This window comes from Streptomyces sp. NBC_01450 (assembly GCF_036227505.1).
Lineage (GTDB): Bacteria > Actinomycetota > Actinomycetes > Streptomycetales > Streptomycetaceae > Streptomyces.
Window position 1 is genome coordinate 140,463 of sequence record NZ_CP109481.1, and the last position, 17,823, is coordinate 158,285.

At 69.2% G+C, this 17,823-nt stretch carries 16 protein-coding genes and 1 pseudogene; 10 read left to right on the forward strand and 7 right to left on the reverse strand.

Annotated features, from left to right (window positions below; genetic code table 11):
• Window positions 1-10 precede the first annotated feature (10 nt).
• Window positions 11-808, forward strand: a complete 798-nt coding sequence (locus OG568_RS48800; protein WP_329529803.1) for a maleylpyruvate isomerase family mycothiol-dependent enzyme — start codon at window positions 11-13, stop codon at window positions 806-808.
• Window positions 809-990: 182 nt separating this feature from the next.
• Here the strand turns inward: OG568_RS48800 and OG568_RS48805 are convergent, their stop codons facing one another.
• Window positions 991-2,007: an NADP-dependent oxidoreductase gene (locus OG568_RS48805; RefSeq protein ID WP_329529804.1), complete on the reverse strand. Its 1,017-nt coding sequence runs from the start codon at window positions 2,005-2,007 to the stop codon at window positions 991-993.
• A 100-nt stretch (window positions 2,008-2,107) separates the two neighbouring features.
• On the opposite strand from OG568_RS48805, the gene OG568_RS48810 reads away from it, so the two are divergent.
• Complete coding sequence (locus OG568_RS48810) at window positions 2,108-3,025, forward strand: LysR family transcriptional regulator (protein ID WP_329529805.1); 918 nt, start codon at window positions 2,108-2,110, stop codon at window positions 3,023-3,025.
• Between the two features lie 118 nt (window positions 3,026-3,143).
• Here OG568_RS48810 and OG568_RS48815 read toward each other — a convergent pair.
• Window positions 3,144-3,432, reverse strand: a pseudogene (locus tag OG568_RS48815) (transposase); the annotation flags it as partial.
• Between the two features lie 176 nt (window positions 3,433-3,608).
• On the opposite strand from OG568_RS48815, the gene OG568_RS48820 reads away from it, so the two are divergent.
• From OG568_RS48820 to OG568_RS48830, 3 genes are all read left to right on the forward strand, one after another.
• Window positions 3,609-4,820 carry an acyl-CoA dehydrogenase family protein gene (locus OG568_RS48820; protein WP_329529806.1) on the forward strand — a complete coding sequence of 404 codons (1,212 nt, stop codon included), beginning with the start codon at window positions 3,609-3,611 and terminating at the stop codon, window positions 4,818-4,820.
• A gap of 194 nt (window positions 4,821-5,014) precedes the next feature.
• Window positions 5,015-5,653, forward strand: a complete 639-nt coding sequence (locus OG568_RS48825) for a TetR/AcrR family transcriptional regulator (RefSeq protein ID WP_329529807.1) — start codon at window positions 5,015-5,017, stop codon at window positions 5,651-5,653.
• A 182-nt stretch (window positions 5,654-5,835) separates the two neighbouring features.
• Window positions 5,836-6,258, forward strand: a complete 423-nt coding sequence (locus OG568_RS48830) for a WD40 repeat domain-containing protein (protein WP_329529808.1) — start codon at window positions 5,836-5,838, stop codon at window positions 6,256-6,258.
• On the opposite strand, the gene OG568_RS48835 is transcribed toward OG568_RS48830, so the two are convergent.
• A complete protein-coding gene (locus OG568_RS48835) occupies window positions 6,255-7,214 on the reverse strand; it encodes a DUF1152 domain-containing protein (protein WP_329529809.1) in 960 nt (319 codons plus the stop codon). The genes OG568_RS48830 and OG568_RS48835 overlap by 4 nt on opposite strands.
• Before the next feature lie 350 nt (window positions 7,215-7,564).
• Between OG568_RS48835 and OG568_RS48840 the strand changes: the two genes are divergently transcribed.
• Window positions 7,565-7,882, forward strand: a complete 318-nt coding sequence (locus tag OG568_RS48840; RefSeq protein WP_329529810.1) for a hypothetical protein — start codon at window positions 7,565-7,567, stop codon at window positions 7,880-7,882.
• A gap of 115 nt (window positions 7,883-7,997) precedes the next feature.
• On the opposite strand, the gene OG568_RS48845 is transcribed toward OG568_RS48840, so the two are convergent.
• Window positions 7,998-8,699 carry a trypsin-like serine peptidase gene (locus OG568_RS48845; RefSeq protein ID WP_329529811.1) on the reverse strand — a complete coding sequence of 234 codons (702 nt, stop codon included), beginning with the start codon at window positions 8,697-8,699 and terminating at the stop codon, window positions 7,998-8,000.
• 566 nt (window positions 8,700-9,265) lie between these two features.
• Between OG568_RS48845 and OG568_RS48850 the strand changes: the two genes are divergently transcribed.
• Window positions 9,266-9,883 carry a hypothetical protein gene (locus OG568_RS48850; RefSeq protein ID WP_329529812.1) on the forward strand — a complete coding sequence of 206 codons (618 nt, stop codon included), beginning with the start codon at window positions 9,266-9,268 and terminating at the stop codon, window positions 9,881-9,883.
• A 520-nt stretch (window positions 9,884-10,403) separates the two neighbouring features.
• Here the strand turns inward: OG568_RS48850 and OG568_RS48855 are convergent.
• On the reverse strand, window positions 10,404-10,565 hold the full coding sequence (locus tag OG568_RS48855; RefSeq protein WP_329529813.1) for a hypothetical protein: 162 nt from the start codon (window positions 10,563-10,565) through the stop codon (window positions 10,404-10,406).
• 83 nt (window positions 10,566-10,648) lie between these two features.
• Between OG568_RS48855 and OG568_RS48860 the strand changes: the two genes are divergently transcribed.
• On the forward strand, window positions 10,649-11,308 hold the full coding sequence (locus tag OG568_RS48860; protein WP_266594434.1) for an MSMEG_1061 family FMN-dependent PPOX-type flavoprotein: 660 nt from the start codon (window positions 10,649-10,651) through the stop codon (window positions 11,306-11,308).
• A gap of 261 nt (window positions 11,309-11,569) precedes the next feature.
• Here OG568_RS48860 and OG568_RS48865 read toward each other — a convergent pair whose 3' ends face one another.
• A complete protein-coding gene (locus OG568_RS48865) occupies window positions 11,570-11,845 on the reverse strand; it encodes a hypothetical protein (RefSeq protein ID WP_266438586.1) in 276 nt (91 codons plus the stop codon).
• Window positions 11,846-12,538: 693 nt separating this feature from the next.
• Between OG568_RS48865 and OG568_RS48870 the strand changes: the two genes are divergently transcribed.
• Window positions 12,539-15,004, forward strand: coding sequence for a penicillin acylase family protein (locus tag OG568_RS48870; protein WP_329529814.1), 2,466 nt, complete (start codon window positions 12,539-12,541; stop codon window positions 15,002-15,004).
• A 474-nt stretch (window positions 15,005-15,478) separates the two neighbouring features.
• Window positions 15,479-15,844, forward strand: coding sequence for a hypothetical protein (locus OG568_RS48875; protein ID WP_329529815.1), 366 nt, complete (start codon window positions 15,479-15,481; stop codon window positions 15,842-15,844).
• A 297-nt stretch (window positions 15,845-16,141) separates the two neighbouring features.
• Here OG568_RS48875 and OG568_RS48880 read toward each other — a convergent pair whose 3' ends face one another.
• On the reverse strand, window positions 16,142-17,725 hold the full coding sequence (locus OG568_RS48880; protein WP_329529816.1) for an FMN-binding glutamate synthase family protein: 1,584 nt from the start codon (window positions 17,723-17,725) through the stop codon (window positions 16,142-16,144).
• Window positions 17,726-17,823: the final 98 nt, after the last annotated feature.

A 17,823-nucleotide genomic window follows, 5' to 3' on the forward strand; every position in this document is an offset into this window, starting at 1 on the left:
GGGAGGAACGATGACCCGTGCCGGCATCGCCGCCGCGCGTTCGAGCACGGCGCAACTGGCGGAGATCATTCCCCAGGTGGACGACGAGCAATGGGACCTGCCGTCCGCATGCGACGGCTGGCGCGTGATCGACGTGCTGGCCCACCTCGCGGCCCTCGCCTCCGAGGCGGTGGACCCGCCACCGCCCGACCCCTCACTGCCGAAGAACCGCGAGCGCTACCACGACCTGCGCGTCGACGAACGCCGTGGCTGGAGCCATGCGGAAGTCCTCGACGAGTGGCGGCGCAGCACACCTCGCCAGCTGGACCTCCTGGAAGCGGCCCAGGAGGTACCCGGGGCCGACGAGGCCGTCCAGGTGGCCGGGCTCGGGACGTATCCGCGCCACCTCCTGGCGAACACCATGGCTTTCAACGTCTTCTGTCACCTCCGCAACGACATGCTCGCCCCGGACGGCCCGCTCCCGTTCACCCTGCCGGAACCGACCGACGACCAGGTCGCCCTCGCCGTCGACTTCATGCGCGCCAGCCTCCCCCAGATGCAGGGGCCCGAACTCACCGCCACCGTCCGCAGGCCTCTCGTCCTCGACCTGACCGGGCCGGGCGCCACCACCGTCACCCTCCTCCCCGCGACCGAGCCGGACGGGCAGCTGACCGTGGCACCCGGTGCGGACGCCACCACCCGGGTCCACAGCACGGCACTCGCCTTCATCGCCTGGGCCACCACCCGCAAACCCTGGCGCGACCACTGCCGCATCACGGGGGACACATCCGCCGCGACACCGTTCCTCGACCGCCTCAACATCATTTAGACGATGTCCTGTGCGGTGAGACGAACTCGGGCTGGGTGCCCGTCCGGGCGGCGGGCGTGCAGCGTGCCGGCCCCGATACGCTGCCCGCATGATTCGCGCTGTGACCTCGACCTCGTGATGACGCTCGCACCAGCCCCACGCGCACGGATTCCCTTCATGACACCGGAGTTCGGGTGCCCGTCTTACGGACGGGCCTGCGTGCGGTCCCGCACGATGATCTTGCCGGTGTTCTCGCCGCGCAGCATTCCCAGGAACGCGTCCACGATGTGCTCGAAACCGTCGACCACCGTCTCGTCCAGAGCGAGCCGGCCGCTCTGCAGATGCGGTACCGCGAACTCGTACAACTCCTCCTGCACGGCGCGGTAGTTGCTGACCAGGAAGCCCTCCATGCGGAGGCTCTTCTCCACGATGTCCGCGTAGTTGAAGCGCGGCGACGGCGCGTCGGGGGTGTTGTACTGGCTGATCGTGCCGACGCGGACGATGCGCCCGAACTCGCGCAGCGCTCCCACCGCCGCGGCCAGTTGCTCGCCGCCGACGTTGTCGACGAACACGTCGATGCCGCCCGGCGCGGCCTTGCCGAGCAGGTCGGCGGCGGGCCCGTCGTGGTAGTCGAAGACGGCGTCATAGCCCACCTCCCGTATGAGGTGGCCGGCCTTCGCCGCCGAGCCGGCGCTGCCCACGAGCCGTCCGGCGCCGAGCAGTCCGGCGAACCGCCCGGTCGCCGTGCCGACCCCGCCCGCGGCGGCCGACACGAACAGGTCCTCCCCCTCCTGGAGCCGGGCGATCCGGGTCAGGCCCACATAGGCGGTCAGGCCGGTGCCGCCGAGGGTGCTCAGGTACGCGGTCAGGGGCACCCCGTCGAACCGGGGCAGTCGCCGGATCTCCTCGGGCGTGACCACCGCGTGCGTGCGCCAGCCCTGCCGGTGGAACACGATCTCGCCCTCGGTCAGCCGAGGCGTGCGCGAGGCGATCACCCGCCCGATGGCGCGGCCCTCCAGCGGTGCGCCGAGTGCGAAGCCGCCGGGCACGTCGTCCATCATCTCGCGGTGGTAGGGGTCGACGGACCAGTAGAGGTTCTCCACGAGCGCGCTGCCGGCCGCGGGGTCGGGAAGCGTGGATTCGACGCAGGCGAAGTGCTCGGCGGTGGGAAAGCCGTGGGGGCGGGCGGTCTGGTGCACGGTGAGCGCGGTCTCGTTCATGCCCGGACCGTAAGGCGGGAATGCGCCGCCCGGGCAGCCGGTTGGGCTCATGCGACACACCGTTCCATGAGCAGTTCTCATACGTTGAGGTGAGCGCCCCGTGGCCCGCACGACCGACTCCGATCTCGCCCCGCAGGAACTGCGCGTCCTGGTGGCGGTCGCGGACACGGGCGGTTTCTCGGCCGCGGCCGGCGTACTCGGTCTGACCCAGTCCGCGGTCTCCCACTCGGTTCGCGGCAGCGAGCGCAGAATCGGTGCCGTCCTCTTCGAACGCGGCCGCACCGGCGCCCGCCCCACCCCCGCCGGAGACAAGGCCGTCGCGCACGCCCGCCGCATCCTGCGCCTGCTGGACGTCCTGACCGCCGAGGCGCGCGGCGCGGCCCGGTCCGATGCCGCGGAGGGGCCGCTGCGGATCGCGGCTTTCCGCAGCGCGGCTCTCCATTTGCTGCCGGCCGTCCTGCAGCGGCTGCGCGCCCGACACCCCGGGATCGAGCCGCGGGTGCGGATCGTACGCGAGGTGGGGCGCGGCACAGCGGGCGAAGTGGCCGACGGGAAAGCCGACATAGCCATCGCCACACTGGGCGGCTCCGTGCTGCTTCCACCAGGTCTGGTCGCGAACGGACTCCTTGAAGAGCCGTATGCCCTGGTGCACGCGACGGGTCACGCCGCCCCGCGCTCGCTGCCGCTGGTCGACTGGGCCGAGAACTGCGGCTCGTACACCCGCGACTGGTGGGCTGCGCAGGACTGGATCCCGAAGGCAACCGTCGAGGCCGAGGACGACGGAGCGGTGCTCTCCTTGGTGAGCGCAGGTCACGGAATGGCGATCATGCCGGCGCTCTCCTTGGTCGGAGCACCGGACTCGGTCGGGATCACTGATCTCGGCCCCGAGCGCCCGACACGCCAGGTCGGCTATGTCACCACGTCCGAACTGGCCGGATCCGCTGTCGTGCGCGCCTTGGTGAGGGAACTGCGGGCGACGCTCCCGCAGGATGTCAGCCTTCTCAGCCGCGAGGCTTGACCAGGTCGATTCGGCGAGTTGCCTGACGTGGGCAGCCGTGGTGTGCCACGGCCGTCTTGTGAGCCGCCTCGCTCGGGTTCTTCCACGCACGGAAGCGGTCCGCGACCTGTACGGCATCCGGCGCGCCGGCCCGGACGCCCGGCCGCCACTCCTTCTCCGCCTTCAGCAACCGGGCGTTCTCCGCCCGCAACCGGGCCAGCTCCCCAGCCGGACTCCCGCCGGCCTCGCGGCGCTCGGGCAGTGCCTGGAACTCGTTCTCCTTGCGGCCCCACGTCCGCAGCGGCTCGGCGGTGATGCCGAGGTCCGCCGCCACCGCCGCGTATGTGCGCGCGCTTGCCGCCCGCGGCGCGACAGAGCGCGACCGCGTCCTTCCTGAACTCCTCCGGATACGAAGACCTGCGTCCCACCTGGACATCCCTCCCCGGACATCCCTCCCTGGACCATCAGGATCCATCGTCAGGGTGCCCACTCCAAAGGATCAGTCTCAGCCGTCACAAGGGAGGTGACTTGCCGGTCAACTAGTTGCCGGGAATCACCGCTCTGGACGACCTCCGCCATGTCCGACACCACAAGGAGAACTGAGATGACCACCACCGCCACCCCCCTCGCACCGCAGGACGACCAGCTGGCCGCCGACTTCTACCTCTACGAGGCTCTGCTGTCGGACGAGGAGCGCAAGATACTGCTCAAGGCCCGCACCTTCCTGCGCGAAGAGGTCAAGCCGCTGGTCAACGAGTACTGGAGCAAGGGCGAGTTCCCCAAGGAGCTGATCGAGAAATTCCGCGGCAGCGGGCTGGCCGCCCTGTCCTACGAGGGCTACGGCGAGCACCTGCCGGCCATCAGCCACCTGCTCGACGGCATGCTCGCCATGGAGATGAGCCGCGTCGACGCCTCGTGCGCCACCTTCTTCGGCGTCCACAACGGGCTCGGCTTCTACTCCATCTACTACGGCGGCGACCAAGAGCAGCGCGACCGGTGGCTGCCCGCCATGGCCTCGATGGAGAAGATCGGCGCCTTCGCCCTGACCGAGCCGCTCGGCGGCTCCGACGTCTCCGGCGGCATGCGCACCACCGCCAGGCGCGAGGGCGACACCTGGGTCCTCAACGGCGCCAAGAAGTGGATCGGCAACGCCACCTTCGCCGACTACGTCGTGGTGTGGGCGCGGGACGTCGACGACAACCAGGTCAAGGGCTTCGTCGTGGAGAAGGGCGCTCCCGGCTTCGAGCCGGTGAAGATCGAGGGCAAGATCGCGCTGCGGATCGTGGAGAACGCCGAGATCACCCTGACCGACGTACGCGTGGCGGAGGCGAATCGCCTCCAGAAGATCAACTCCTTCCGGGACGTCGCGGAGATCCTGCGCTTCACCCGCAGCGGAGTCGCCTGGCAGGCCCTGGGCGTCATGATCGGCGCCTATGAACTCGCGCTCGACTACGCCAAGGAGCGCCGGCAGTTCGGCCGTCCGATCGCGGGGTTCCAGATGGTGCAGGACCTGTTGGTGAAGAGCCTGGGCAACATCACCGCCTCCTGGGGCATGCTGGTACAGCTCGCCCGGCTGCAGGACCAGGGCATCTTCCGCGACGAGCACTCGTCGCTGGCCAAGGCGTTCGTCACCTCCCGTATGCGGGAGGTCGTCGCCTTCAGCCGCGAGATCTTCGGTGGCAACGGCATCCTCCTCGACTACGACGTCGCCCGGTTCTTCGCCGACGCGGAAGCCCTCTACTCCTACGAGGGCACCCGCGAGATGCAGACCCTCATCGTCGGCAAGTCCATCACCGGCCACAGCGCCTTCGTGTAAGCCGTCCGGCAGCCTCCGGGGAAGCGTGTGCCGCTCGCGCGATGACAGCACGGACGGCACATGCCCTGCCGCGACATGGCGCCGGTGCCGCGCTCGGCATCGCGCTCACGCTGGGACCGGATCCGCTCGGCTTCAGCTCGATCCGCGAGGCGGCTGTTTGACAAACAACTCAAGCGGCTGCTTGAGTTCATGCTGTGATACAGGCGAAAAAGACGGACCTGCGCCGAGAGGCTGGTCAGCGCACGCGGGACGGCCTGCAGACGGCCGCCCTGGAGTTGCTCGCGCAACGAGGCCAGGAGGGCGTGACACTCCGCGAGATCACAGACCGCGCCGGAGCCAACGTCGCCGCGGTGAGTTACCACTTCGGATCACTGAAGGCGCTGTGCGACTCGGCGATCGAGCACGCGCTGGAACGGTATCTGGACGCGCAGATCCAGGCACTCGATCCCCTTGACTCCACTTCGACACTCCAGGAGGTGGCGGCAGCCTTCGCCCGGCCGATGGTGCGCGCACTGGCGGCCGGCGGACAAGACCTGGCCGTGATGCGGACCGTGGCGCGCGTCGGCATCGAGCCGCCCCAGGGGTGGGAGCGGCTGGCCGGCAAGTTCGACCGGAGTCGCCGGGAGGCTCTCCGGGTGCTGACAGCGAACCTTCCCGGAATCGACGAGCAGGAACTGATCTTCCGTACGCGATGCGCGGCCGGCCTGCTGAACTGGCTCGCGCTGGCACCCATCGGCGCCGAGCTGGCCACCCTGTCAGCCGAGCAGATCGAGCGGCGACTGGTCCCCGTGGTGGCTGGGGCGTTCCGCGGGGACACCGCAGCCGGCCACTGACCCCGGGGGCTCTGTACCGGGGAAGTCGTCTCGTCCCTGCCGAGGAGCGCTTCAGCAGCGGTCCTGCTGAGGATCTGACCGCTCTGGAGCACCAGTTCCCCACCGCCAGCACAACTGCACATGATCAGGAAGAGCGCGCCGCAGCGCGTACCGCCCGGCGTCTGCGCACCCTCAATGCCGCCTTGTCCGCCCTGCTCGTCCTCCCCCTCACCGCCGCCCTGGTCGCCTGGCAGCAGAGCCGGGCCGGCGAACAGCAGCGACAGGCTGCCGATTCCGCCTGGAAGGTCGCCCTGCCCCGGCAGTTCGCCGCGCAGTCCAACGCCCTCATCGGCACCGACTCCGATCTCGCCGTGCTCCTGGCCGTGCCCTTGCGTCATCGTCTCGTCGGCCACCGCGGTTCCGTGCTCTCGGTGGCGTTCCGGTCCGACGGCCGCATGGTGAGTGCCGCCGACGACGGCACGGTACGTCTGCGGGACCCCCGTACCGGCCGGCTCCGTGAGACCTTCCCGGACAGCGCCTACGGTGCGACGGTGCTCACCCCGGACGGCCGCACCCTCGCCACCAGCAGCCTCGGCCGCGGGGTGGAACTGTGGGACACGGCCTAATGCGGGAAGCTGCGGGGTGGGCGAGTGACTGTGGATTCGCGGAACTCGGCAATCCGCGAGTGGACTTGGCGCATCAGGTGGGTGTCCTCGATCCGGTCCAGGTAGAGGCAGCGGGCTGCCAGGCCCGGGAGGTCGAAGGCGAAGTACAGGGACATCAGCGGGTTCACGAACAACTCGCTGCCCCGGGTGCGGTCAGTGAACCGGACATCGCCGAACGAGCCGCGCACGGCTGCCGCGATTGAACCGTTCACGATGCTGGGGTGCTCCGGGGTGTGGTGCTGAGCGTGCGTCACCGCGTCAAGGTAGAGGGCGCCCTCACGAGTGGCGCGCGGTATCGAGAACGCGCCGAGGTACGCGCCGTCGCGCTCCAGTGCGGCGATGTTCTCCAATACCTGCACGTGGTTCACGCCGTGGTACGCGTCTACGCCGAAGCCGACCGACACGACGAGCCGGGTCGGTATGCCCTCCAGCGCGGCCAGCGCCGCCACGCTCGTCAGGTCCTCCTCCGGAGTGCCGAGCCCGGCTTCATCACCGCGCATCAGAATGTCCGTACCGCCGTCGACCAGCACCACAGCGTCGACGCTGTGCAGCTCGATCAGTGCTTCGTAGGCGGCGCGCAGCGGGCGCACCCCGGTCTGGGGGAAGGCGTACACGGTGGACGGGTAGCCGTGTTGGCGCAGCCACTGAGCGAGGGTCCGCTCCGGGAAGTAGATCTGGTGCAAAGCGGAGTCGGGAGTGACGGCGGCCAGGTCGGGGGCGACCCAGTCATCGATCGGGAGACCGTCGAGTGCGCTGAAGGAGAGGTTCGCGAGATATACCTGCTTGCCTTGATGCAGGAGGGAGAGAGCCAACGGCAGGCCGGAGTAGATGTCGAAGCCGCCACCCGCGCCCGCGACGAGGATCCGTTCGGCATCGGCGAGCCGGGTGAAGAGTGGGTTGGAGTGGAGGGACGTCATGACGATCATTGTCCGGGGACCCGGCCCCGGGCGCTCCCGAGTTCTCGACGCGACGACGGAGCCACGGAGCCACCGGAATCAAGACCTCCGACCCTCGACCGCCCGGAGTCAACCTGTTGCGGTGAGGGCCCTGGCCGGCGCCCGCTCACGAGACGTCTGTGGCAGTTCGCATAAATGTTGTCGCCTGGACACCTCGCGCCCCGTCAGCCCGGGAGGACGGCCAAGTGGCCTCTCGGACGGGGCTGTTGCGGAGGTGGCTGTGCGGGTCCCGCATCAGCGGCGCGAGCACGGCCTGACCTGGGAGGCGTTCGCCCCGCCGCACGCGATCCCGCAGGAATCTCGTCACCTCCTTGACCGGCGACGAACTGGGGCGCGCACGCCTCCGTTTCGGCACCGGGGTCACCACGGCCGCACCGGGTTCGGTGCAGGGTCTGCACCTCATCGTCTCGGACATCCTGGCGGCCCACGCCGAACTGACCGACCGCGGCGTCCCGATGGGCGAGATCTTCCACGACGCGGGCGGGGTGTTCCACCGCGGCACGGAAGAGGGGCGGGTCGGCGGCCCGCACCCGCAGCGCACCAGCTACGGCTCGTTCGCCGCCTTCAGCGACCCGGACGGCAACGGGTGGGTGCTGCGGGAGGTGACGACCCGGCTTCCTGGCCGGTGAGGAGGAGTCGTAGCCCTGTGCTTCCTTGCGTTCGTGCCAGTCCCACTGGATACGGCGGCAGGGCCGGTGCGCTGGCCGACGGGCAGCTGCGGTGGGCTGGGTCGGACGGCGTTGTTCAGCCACAGTGGACGTTGTAGATGGGGGTGTCGTAGCGACGCATGGGGGCCGGCTTCCTGCCGGCCACCGCGGCTTCGTAGATGCGCTTCAGATCGCCGTCGAAGTACGACGAGTACGACGTGTCCGCGGAATGCCCGCCGGTCATCCAGCCGCCGGTCACACCGACGACCTGCGGGTTCTCGCTGCCCGCGGTGATGAACGGGCCGCCGGAGGTACCGGACACGTAGCCGTCACAGTCGAGTTCCCTGCCGTCCGACCGGGGCTCGGTCTTCAGGATCGCGAAGTCCAGATCGGTGAAGTCCTTGTCACCACCCCTGCGCATGTAGCGCGGGTCCGCATAGATCTGCCCCTTTGCGATGGGAAAAATTCCGTGCGGCTGGGGCTTGTTCTTGCTGTGCTGCGGAACGAACACCATGTTTTGCTGCCGATCGGCACTATCGAAGCAGTGCGCTGCGGTCAACACCAGGTTCTTCCCCGGCGACGGCACTACCGTGCCGGCGCAGAAGCGGTAATACAGTTCGCCGTCGGCATTCCGGTCGGCCCAGTAGAAGGTACCGACTTCCTTGATGCCCTCGAACGGATGCGCCGGGGAACGGAGCAGTCCCTTGCGGACGGATTCCGGTATTTGCGCTTCCCTTGCCTGCTGTTCCTCGACCGGCTGGGCTTTCGCCATGCGTTCCGGGGTCCAGAACTTCTCCAACTCACCTGCCGGGGCGCTGCTTTCATCGACGCTCGGCGTAGCCGTGGGCGTGGGCGCCGGTCCGGTGGGTGAGGGGGCGGCACTCTGAGTCGTCGGTGGTGACGGGCTCGGAGACAGGGAGTTCGTGACATCCGGAGACGGATTCTCGGTTTCCCAGGGTCTTTCGGATTGGCCGGTCGACGGTGTACCGGCCCCCGGAACGCCGGATTCCGGGGACGGTCTCCCGAGCTCCGAGCCGGCACTTGCTTCCGTGGGCGTGGGATCAGCCCACGCCGGCGCTTGGACAACAAGCGTGGACACAGCCACGGCTATGGAAAGAAGGCCATTCTTCAACCACAATTTTTCCCCCACTGAAGATGCGATCCGCGGACCGTGGTCAGGCGGCCCGCAGTGGCAGATCATGGACCATACATGGCCTTCGATCCAAGGCGTGAGGGAAATAAAACAAGTTCGGTCACCGGGGCAACCACCGGACGACAAGCCCCCTCTAACCAGGCGCGCCGGAGTCGAATGGAGACCAGACAGTGAATCAGCGATCGGGACACCATCACCCTCATCGCCTAGGCGTGCTCTTGGCCTCCCTCACTCTGACCTGCCTGACCGCGGCGGCTTGCGGCACCACGAACCCGCCCACCGGGCACTCGGAGTCCTCGTCCTCGCCCGCCGAACACAGCACAGCCGCGCCCGACTTCAAGGTGGCCTACGCCGCGGGGTACAAAGCGGGCAAGGACATCTACGACGCGGGCGGCAAGGGTGCCGCTGTGCGTGAGGTCGTCGGAGGAGGATGCGCCCACCGGGCCCTGGAAGCCGACGATGCCGGCGATATGGACCGCGGGGCGTGGGTGCAGGGCTGCCATGACGGTGTCAGCAACAGCCCGAAGCGGCCCCCGGCGCACGCCGTCTCCAGGCGGGAGGCGAACGGTCGGCTCCTCGCCGACTTCAAGGCATGGGCCCGCGACGGTGGCGAGGCGAATGCGGCCCGCCACGTCACCAAGGTTTCCACCGTCGACCTCGTGGATCCCGACTACGACGTCGAGTTGCGGACCGACTCGAACAAGGCGGGCGCGGAAGCGCTGGCCGCCGCCTTCGCGGACTGGTGGGACGGGGACGACGGCGATGGAGCGGCAAGGAACCTCATAGTCCTCGACGCCCATGACCAACGACTCGCCGTCAAGCGACTCTGACGCATGCGTCTTGTGCCGATAGGACAGTTCTGCGCCGATAGAACAGGTGGATCGGGTTGGGCCTGCCGGATCGATCAAACTCCTTTCCGTCGTCTCGCGGGCCGGGCCGTCGGAGTGGCGCGTTCCGTCGAGCGGCAACCGCTACGGGCAACTGCGCGCAATCCCCAAGGCCGGCGCTTCACTCACAGTGAGCACTACAGCGGAAGCGTCACGCCGCGTTCCTGCTGGGCGCGTGGCGGGACCGGCGTGGGAGCGGGGATGCTTGGAGCGGGCAGGTGCCCGGTGCGCTCGAGTTCCTGGGCCGGGACAGTTCCCGCAACGGGTGGAAGCCGGTCGACCGCGGACGCCGTCTCCGCTCCGGACAGACGCGGAACCTCCTGCCACGCGCCCCAGCTCAAGCAACCGCGCCACCAGCACCGGCACCCATCCCTGACACGCCGTCACTGTCATGACTCCACTGACACCACTGACACCAAACCGAGAGATCGCACGCGGCCCTCCCCACCGCACCGCCGCGCCACTACCCCGCGGTGAATCCGCCGTCGACGGTGAGGGTGGCGCCGTGAACCCGGGACGCCTCGTCGCTCGCGTTCTGCCTGCGCTCGCCGCGGACGAAGGGCCGTCGGCCGGGACGGCCCGCGCGTGGGCGGCGGACCTGGGTCTGCATCCCGTCGATCCGCACGGAGACGTCCTCGGCCGCGGCATGTCTGTCCCCACACTCACCGGCCAAGATCGATCGCGGGTCGGCCCATTAGGGTCGGAGGCATGACGACACCTCTTGCCGGCAGTGCCTTCGACTCGCTCCGCCTCGACGCCGTGCCCGACCAGGAGGCGTTGCGCCGGGTCTACGAACTCCCCGGCGCCGCGGCCGTGCGCAAGCAGATGACCGAACTCACCGAGCAGACCCGGCGGTTGATCGGCTGCTCATCGCTGGTCCTGGTCGCCAGCGCGGATGCCGAGGGCAACTGTGACGTCTCCCCGCGCGGCGGCCCCGCCGGGTTCGTCGCCGTCCTGGACACACGGACGGTGGCGATACCGGACGCGACCGGCAACAAGCGTCTGGACACCCTGCAGAACGTCATCGCCACCGGACGGGCCGGGCTGCTGTTCGTCATTCCGGGGCGCACCACGACGCTCAGGGTGAACGGCCGGGCCTGCGTCTCCACCCGCCCGGAGCTGCTGTCGCAGCTGACCGCCGTGGGCAAGCCGCCGGCCAGTGCGCTGGTGCTGGGGATCGAGGAGGTCTACCCGCACTGCCCCAAGTCGCTGCTGCGCAGCGGGGCCTGGAAGCCGGAGGAGTGGCTGCCGGCGGACGCCCAGCCGGCCTCGGCCGAGGTGACCCTGGCCCAACTGCGGATGCCGGAGCTGACGATCGCCGACATCGAGCAGGCGGAGGCGGACTCGCTGAAGTACCGGTACGAGTAACGGGCCGACCTGCGATTGCTGAACCACCAGCCGGCCGAACCTCAAGGCCGGCACGCCCCAAGATCAATCGCGGGGCAGCCCGTTGGGCGTCCTGCATCGCGCTGGGCTGGTCACCCGGGCCCGACACGGACACACAGTCTTGTACCTGCGCAGTTGGCTGAGCACTTCTCGTCCGCCTCAGAACGGGTGGCGGACGTAACCGTCCTGATGTGCGCGGCTTCCTGGCCGGGTGGCTCTCACACGAGTGACGCTGAGAAGCACTCAGCCATTGTTGGAGACCATTTCCGACCAGAATTCCCAGATCCCCGCAACTCCACGGCCCGTGGCCCGCAGAGTCTTCATCGGAGTCCGGGCCGTGTCCATCGCGAACTCCCGCCCTCCCTTGCCGCCCAGAACGCCGGCGAGGACCCCGACAACGCACGCGAACACGATGCAGGCGACGGCAAGCAGGAAGCCGCTCGCGGCGAGCAAGCACGTCATGAAGAGGCACAGAAGCCCACCGATGACCGCAATCAGAAATCGAACAAGTAGTTCCACGAGTCCCCCTGGGTGCATCGAAACGCAGGCACTCTAGCGACGGATTACCCGTCTTGTCCGAAACTCACACGAATAGTGACGTCTCAAAACAGATACGGGAACGACCTGATACCAGCCTCCTGACCAGAGCATCAATTACTGCAGGAACAGAGGTTGACTGAGCTCCCCTTGGTCGCGCGCGGTCAACCGGCGCACGGCGAGGAGTGACCAGCCCCGACATGCACCGGACGCGACCTCGGCCGTATCGAGGACACGGAGCACGTGTGCGATCTGCTGCTGCACCAGTTCTGGTTGGGTGGCCTGACCGGCATGGATCAGGGGCGGGTGGTTGAGGCTTTTCGTCTTGAGTCGGGGCACCTCGCGCGTTCCTGCTGACGCGCGTGGTCGAGGTCGCCGTGCACGGTCTGGACCTGGCCGACGCTCTGGGGCGCGAGCCGGTCACCAGGGAGGAAGCCTTGGACGTCAGCCGCCCCGACATCCGATGGCTCACGCTGGGTTGAGAACGTCGCCACCGCCGACTTTCGCGGTGTGGTGGCGCGTCGATGGTCCAAGTCCACATTCCGAAGGACGCGACAGACAGCGGGCCGGACGGCCGGCAGGGCCCAAAGGCGTACATCCCCGGACTGACACGCCGCCCGGAAATCCGCCGGAGGCTCGATGCCACCCGTCGGTTCACCCTGAAGGGTGGCAGCCATGGGTGAACCCAGAGCACTGACGAAGCATCAAAGATATTCTCTGTCAGGCCGGTTGGCGGCCGTCGCGGCCGCCCTCTGTCTCACCTCGGCCACCGTGGCCCTGCTGCCCGCGCCCTCGTCCGCCGCGACGGGGCCGGGCGGCGAGACGGTGGCCGCGGGCGGGCACACGGCCCGAATCAGCCGGACCGAGTACGGCATCCCGCACATCCTGGCCCGTGACTTCGACGGGCTCGGATACGGCTACGGCTACGCGTTCGCGCAGGACAACGTGTGCGAACTCGCCGACCAGGTGGTGACATTACGGGGCGAGCGGTCCCGGTTCTTCGGGCCCGACGGGGAGTCCGGCGAGGGCTCCAACCTCGCGAGCGACACGTACTACAAGGGGCAACGGCGCGCGGGCACCGTCCAGCGGCTGCTCGACCGTAAGGCACCGCTGGGACCGACGGCGGAGCTGCGCCGGATGGTCGAGGGGTACGCCGCCGGGTACAACCGCTATCTGCGGGACACGGACGTCGGCAAGCTGCCGGACCCGCGCTGCAAGGGCAAGCCCTGGGTGCGGCCGATCACCCCGCTCGACCTGTGGAGCGTCGTGTACGACGTCAACAAGGTGACCGCGGAGGTGCCGCTGGCGCCGGACATCGGCGACGCGAAGCCCCCGACGGCGGACGCGGGCGGCACGGAGGCCCCCAACACCCCGGACAGCAAGGGCGAGGCGCCCTCCGAGACCTCCGGCGCGACGGCCGCGACGCCCATCGCCCCGGGCGCCCCGGACGCGCAGGGCCTCGCCACGGCCGACGTCGGCAGCAACGGCTGGGCGCTCGGCCGGGACGCCACCCGCACCGGCAACGCGATGGTCCTCACCAACCCGCACCTTCCCTGGACCGTCGGCAACTTCCGCTTCTACCAGGTGCAGTTGACGATCCCCGGCACCCTGGACGTGTCCGGCGCCGGCCTGTACGGCACTCCCCTGGTCGAGATCGGCCACAACCAGAACCTCGCCTGGACGCACACCGCGAGCGACGCCCAGCACGCCTCCTTCTACGCCCTGAAACTCGTGCCCGGCGACCCGACCAGCTACGTGGTCGACGGGAAGGCCGAGCGGATGAAACGCCGCACGGTCCCGGTCAGCGTCCGCGATGAGAACGGCAAGCTGTCGACCGTCGACCGCACCCTGTACACCTCACGCTTCGGCCCGGTCCTCTCCTCCGCCTGGACCACGAAGACCGCCTACGCCATCCGCGACGCCAACGCCGACAACCTGCGCTCCATGAACGCCTGGCTGGCCATGGGCAAGGCCCACAACCTCGCCCAGCTGCGCACCGCCCAGAACACCTACCAGGGCATCCCCTGGACCTACACCCTCGCGGCCGACACCAGCGGCGGCACGTACTTCACCGACTCCTCGGCCGTCCCGCACCTCACCGACGCACAGCTGGGACGCTGCACCCTTCCGGCCGGCGAGGAGACGCCCGCCGCCCTGGACGGTTCGACGTCGTCCTGCGCCTGGGGCAGCGACCCCGACGCGCTCGTGCCGGGCGTCTACGGCCCCTCCCACCAGCCGAAGCTGAGCCGCACCGACTACGTCGCCAACTCCAACAACGGGCCCCAGTACACCAACCCCGAGGCGCCCCTCACCGGCCTCCCCGGCGTGTACGACATCGATCCCCGTCTCGACCAGCGGCCCCAGCTCGGACTCCGCATGATCGCCCAACGCCGGGACGGCACGGACGGACTCGGCGCCCCGGGCTTCACCGAGGACACCCTGCGCGCGTCGATGCTCGGCAACCGTGTCCTGTCGGCCGAGACGGGCCGCGACGACGTGGTCGACATGTGCCGCGCCCACCCGAGCCTGACGGCCGCGGACGGCAAGGAGGTCGACGTACGGCAGGCCTGCACGACCCTCGCCCGCTGGGACACCCGCGCCGACGCCACCAGCCGGGGCGCCGCGCTCTGGATCACCTTCTACGCCCACCTCCTGGGCGAAGGCCCGCCCGACACCTGGCACCGCGTCCCCTACGACCCCGCCCAGCCCCTCACCACGCCGCGCGGCATCAACGGCGACGACATGCGCGTCCAGCGCGCCCTGGCCTCCGCCGTCCAGGACTTCGCCGCCCGTGACCTCCCGGTCGACACCGAACTCGGCGCCGTACAGAAGTGGGCGGGCATCCCGCTGCCCGGCTGCGACGTGGGCTGCTTCGACGTCGTGGAGGCAGGCCCCGACTCGGGCACCGGCACCCCGCCCGCCGGCGCCTTCGGCACCAGCTTCCTGATGGCCGTCGAACTGACCGCCGACGGTCCCCGCGCCCACACCCTCCTCACCTACGGCGAGTCGGCCAACCCGGCCTCACCCCACTATGCGGACCAGACCCGCCTCTTCTCCCGCAAGCAGTGGGTCACCGAACGCTTCACACAAGCGGAGATCGCCGGCGACCCGGCCCTGAAGGTGACGACCTTGCACAGCTGACCCAGCGACGTGAAGCGGGCCGGTTCGGGTGCGGTGACCACCAGCACCCGAACCGGCCCGAGCGCAAGCGTTCGCGAACCCAACTCCCGCCGGGCCTGCTGGTGTCGGCCTTCCGGAACACCCCTCCGCCTGCTGCATCACGGGGCCTACCGCGGATCGGCATCCGTCGGCATCTCTGCACGACGGATACCGATCCGCGTCCCCCGTCACCCGTCCCCCGTCCCCCCATCCCCCGTCCCCCTGAACCGAGCCACGTGACCGCCCGGCAGTCCGTCGTGCCGGACGGGGTCCTCGTCGGCTCGTCACACCGAGTTCAGCGGCCAGCGCATTGTTCGGCAGGGCTGTTCCGGCGACCAAACAATGGCAGTCGGCGCGGAGCATGATGCACGCGAGCTGGGTGCGGGAGTCGGCGCGGGCCCGTTCGGCGAATCCTCTCGTCCCCAGCGAGGAGAACATCTCGTACGCGGTGCGCAGTTGTTCACGCGCCTCCCGGCGTCCGCGCCGGCGCCGCAGCCACTCGCCGTACAGCTGATGGGTCCGGGCCACCTGCGGCACGGCGCGGGTCTGGGGCAGATGGCCGAGAGCGGACACGTACAGATCTTCCGCGAGGGCGTCGTCGGCCACCAGGGCGCGGGTTCTGGCATCGACTCCGAGGCCGAGGGGCGTGCCGCTCGCCTGCGTCGACAAAGACAGCTGGTCCGCCGCGCGGCATGCAAGTTCCGGCTCGTCGGCCCGGGCCGCCGCCTCTGCCGGACGGGCAGCACGCGGGTGGAGACGAAGAAGCAGGGGGTGGTGAGAGCGAACCGCAGATGCCTCACCGCCTCCGCGGGCCGCCCGTAGCCGATCTCCAGGATGCCCAGGCTGTGCGACGCCACGTCCGCCGGCGTGCCAGGAACTCCCCGCGTACGAAGGCGACCTCGCTCACTCAGGGGGCGGCCTCGTTGCGCGCGCAGGGTCGCCTCGAGCGCCGCCGTCTGCACAGGCGCCGGCAGCAGTCCGGCGTGCGTCGACGCCCTGGCTGGACGAGCGACCCGGCCGCCCTCGTCCGCGCAGACATCATGACCCGCACGGACGGACCGGGAAATCACAGTGCTGGGTCCCGAGGGCGGCCCCGCCCTCTCACCGCCGCGAGACGTGTCATGCGCTGAAGCGGTCGGGATCGGCGGCCTTCCAGTGCGCTGCCCAGGACTCGGGCGGCTCGATCAGCAACTGCCCGGGAGCCAGCCAGTCGTAGAGTTCCGCGTAGGACTGGACGGTGACCGGGTCCACACGCCGGCGCAGCATGTGCGGGCGCAGTTCGGCGGGTTCGCTCACGCCCAGCGAGGCGATGATCTGCTGTGCGCTTTTCACCGTGGCGGACTGGAAGCGGTGGACCCGGGCCGACTTGTCGTCGACGTGCAAGGCGCGTGCGCGGCGCGGATCCTGTGTGGCGACGCCGACGGGGCAGGCGTTGGTGTGGCAGCTCTGCGCCTGGATGCATCCGATGGCGAACATCATGGCGCGTGCCGAATTGGTGAAGTCGGCGCCTTGCACGATGCGCTTGACGATGTCGGCTCCCGTGGCCACCTTGCCGCTGGCACCGATCTTGATCCGGTCCCGCAGGCCGACGCCGACCAGGGCATTGTGGACGGTGATGAGTCCCTCGGTGAGTGGGCTGCCGAGGTGGTCGGCGAACTCCAGCGGGGCCGCTCCGGTGCCGCCCTCCGCTCCGTCCACGATGATGAAGTCCGGCGCGGTGCCCTCTTCGACCATGGCCTTGCACACCGCCAGGAACTCGCGCCGGGAGCCCACACACAGTTTGAAGCCGACCGGCTTGCCCCCGGACAGCTCGCGCATTTCGGCGATGAACCGGATCAGCTCCCGGGGCGTGCCGAAGACCTGGTGGTAGGGGGGCGAGATGACGGTCTTCCCCTCGGGAACCTCGCGCACCCGGGCGATCTCGGCGGTGACCTTCTCTCCGGGCAGCACTCCCCCGATGCCGGGCTTGGCTCCCTGGGACAGCTTGAGTGACACGCATTTCACGTTGTCGTGAGCGGCCTTTTCGGCGAACCGCGCGCGGTCGAAGCCTCCGTCCGCGGTGCGGCAGCCGAAGTACGCGGTGCCGACCTCCCACACCAGGTCACCGCCGTGGCGCAGGTGGTAGTCCGACAGGCCGCCTTCGCCGGTGTCGTGGGCGAAGCCTCCGAGGGCGGCCCCCCGGTTCAGGGCGAGGATGGCGTTGGCGGACAGCGAACCGAAGCTCATCGCCGAGACGTTGAGCAAGGACATGTCGTAGGGCTTGGTGCAGTCCGGGCCGCCGATGCGGACCCGGGGCTCCTCCACCCCCACCGCGAGTGGCCTGATCGACGATTCGAAGTATTCGTAGCCCTCGGCGTAGACGTTCCGCTCGGTTCCGAACGGAAGCTCCGCTTCGTCTCCCTTGGCGCGCTGGTAGACGAGACTGCGCACATCCCGGTCGAACGGACGGCCGTCGTAATTGCGCTCAATGAAATACTGCTGCAACTCCGGCCGGATCGACTCCAGCATGAAGCGGATATGTCCCAGCACCGGATAGTTGCGCAGGATTGAATGGCGTCTTTGAAGCAGATCATGAGTGCCGACTCCGGCTATCGCCGCGCACAATACGGCGACCGGCCACCACCAGGGTGAGACGGTCAACGCCGTGACACCAAAGGCGATTGCGACGACCCCGATGAATCCGATCACTGCAATTCTGATCATGCATGGAACATACATCCTTCCCGGGATGCACAACAATGCCCAACTGATGCGATATCCGGCACATTTGGCGGACGCAATCTCTGCCGGATCGACGTGCG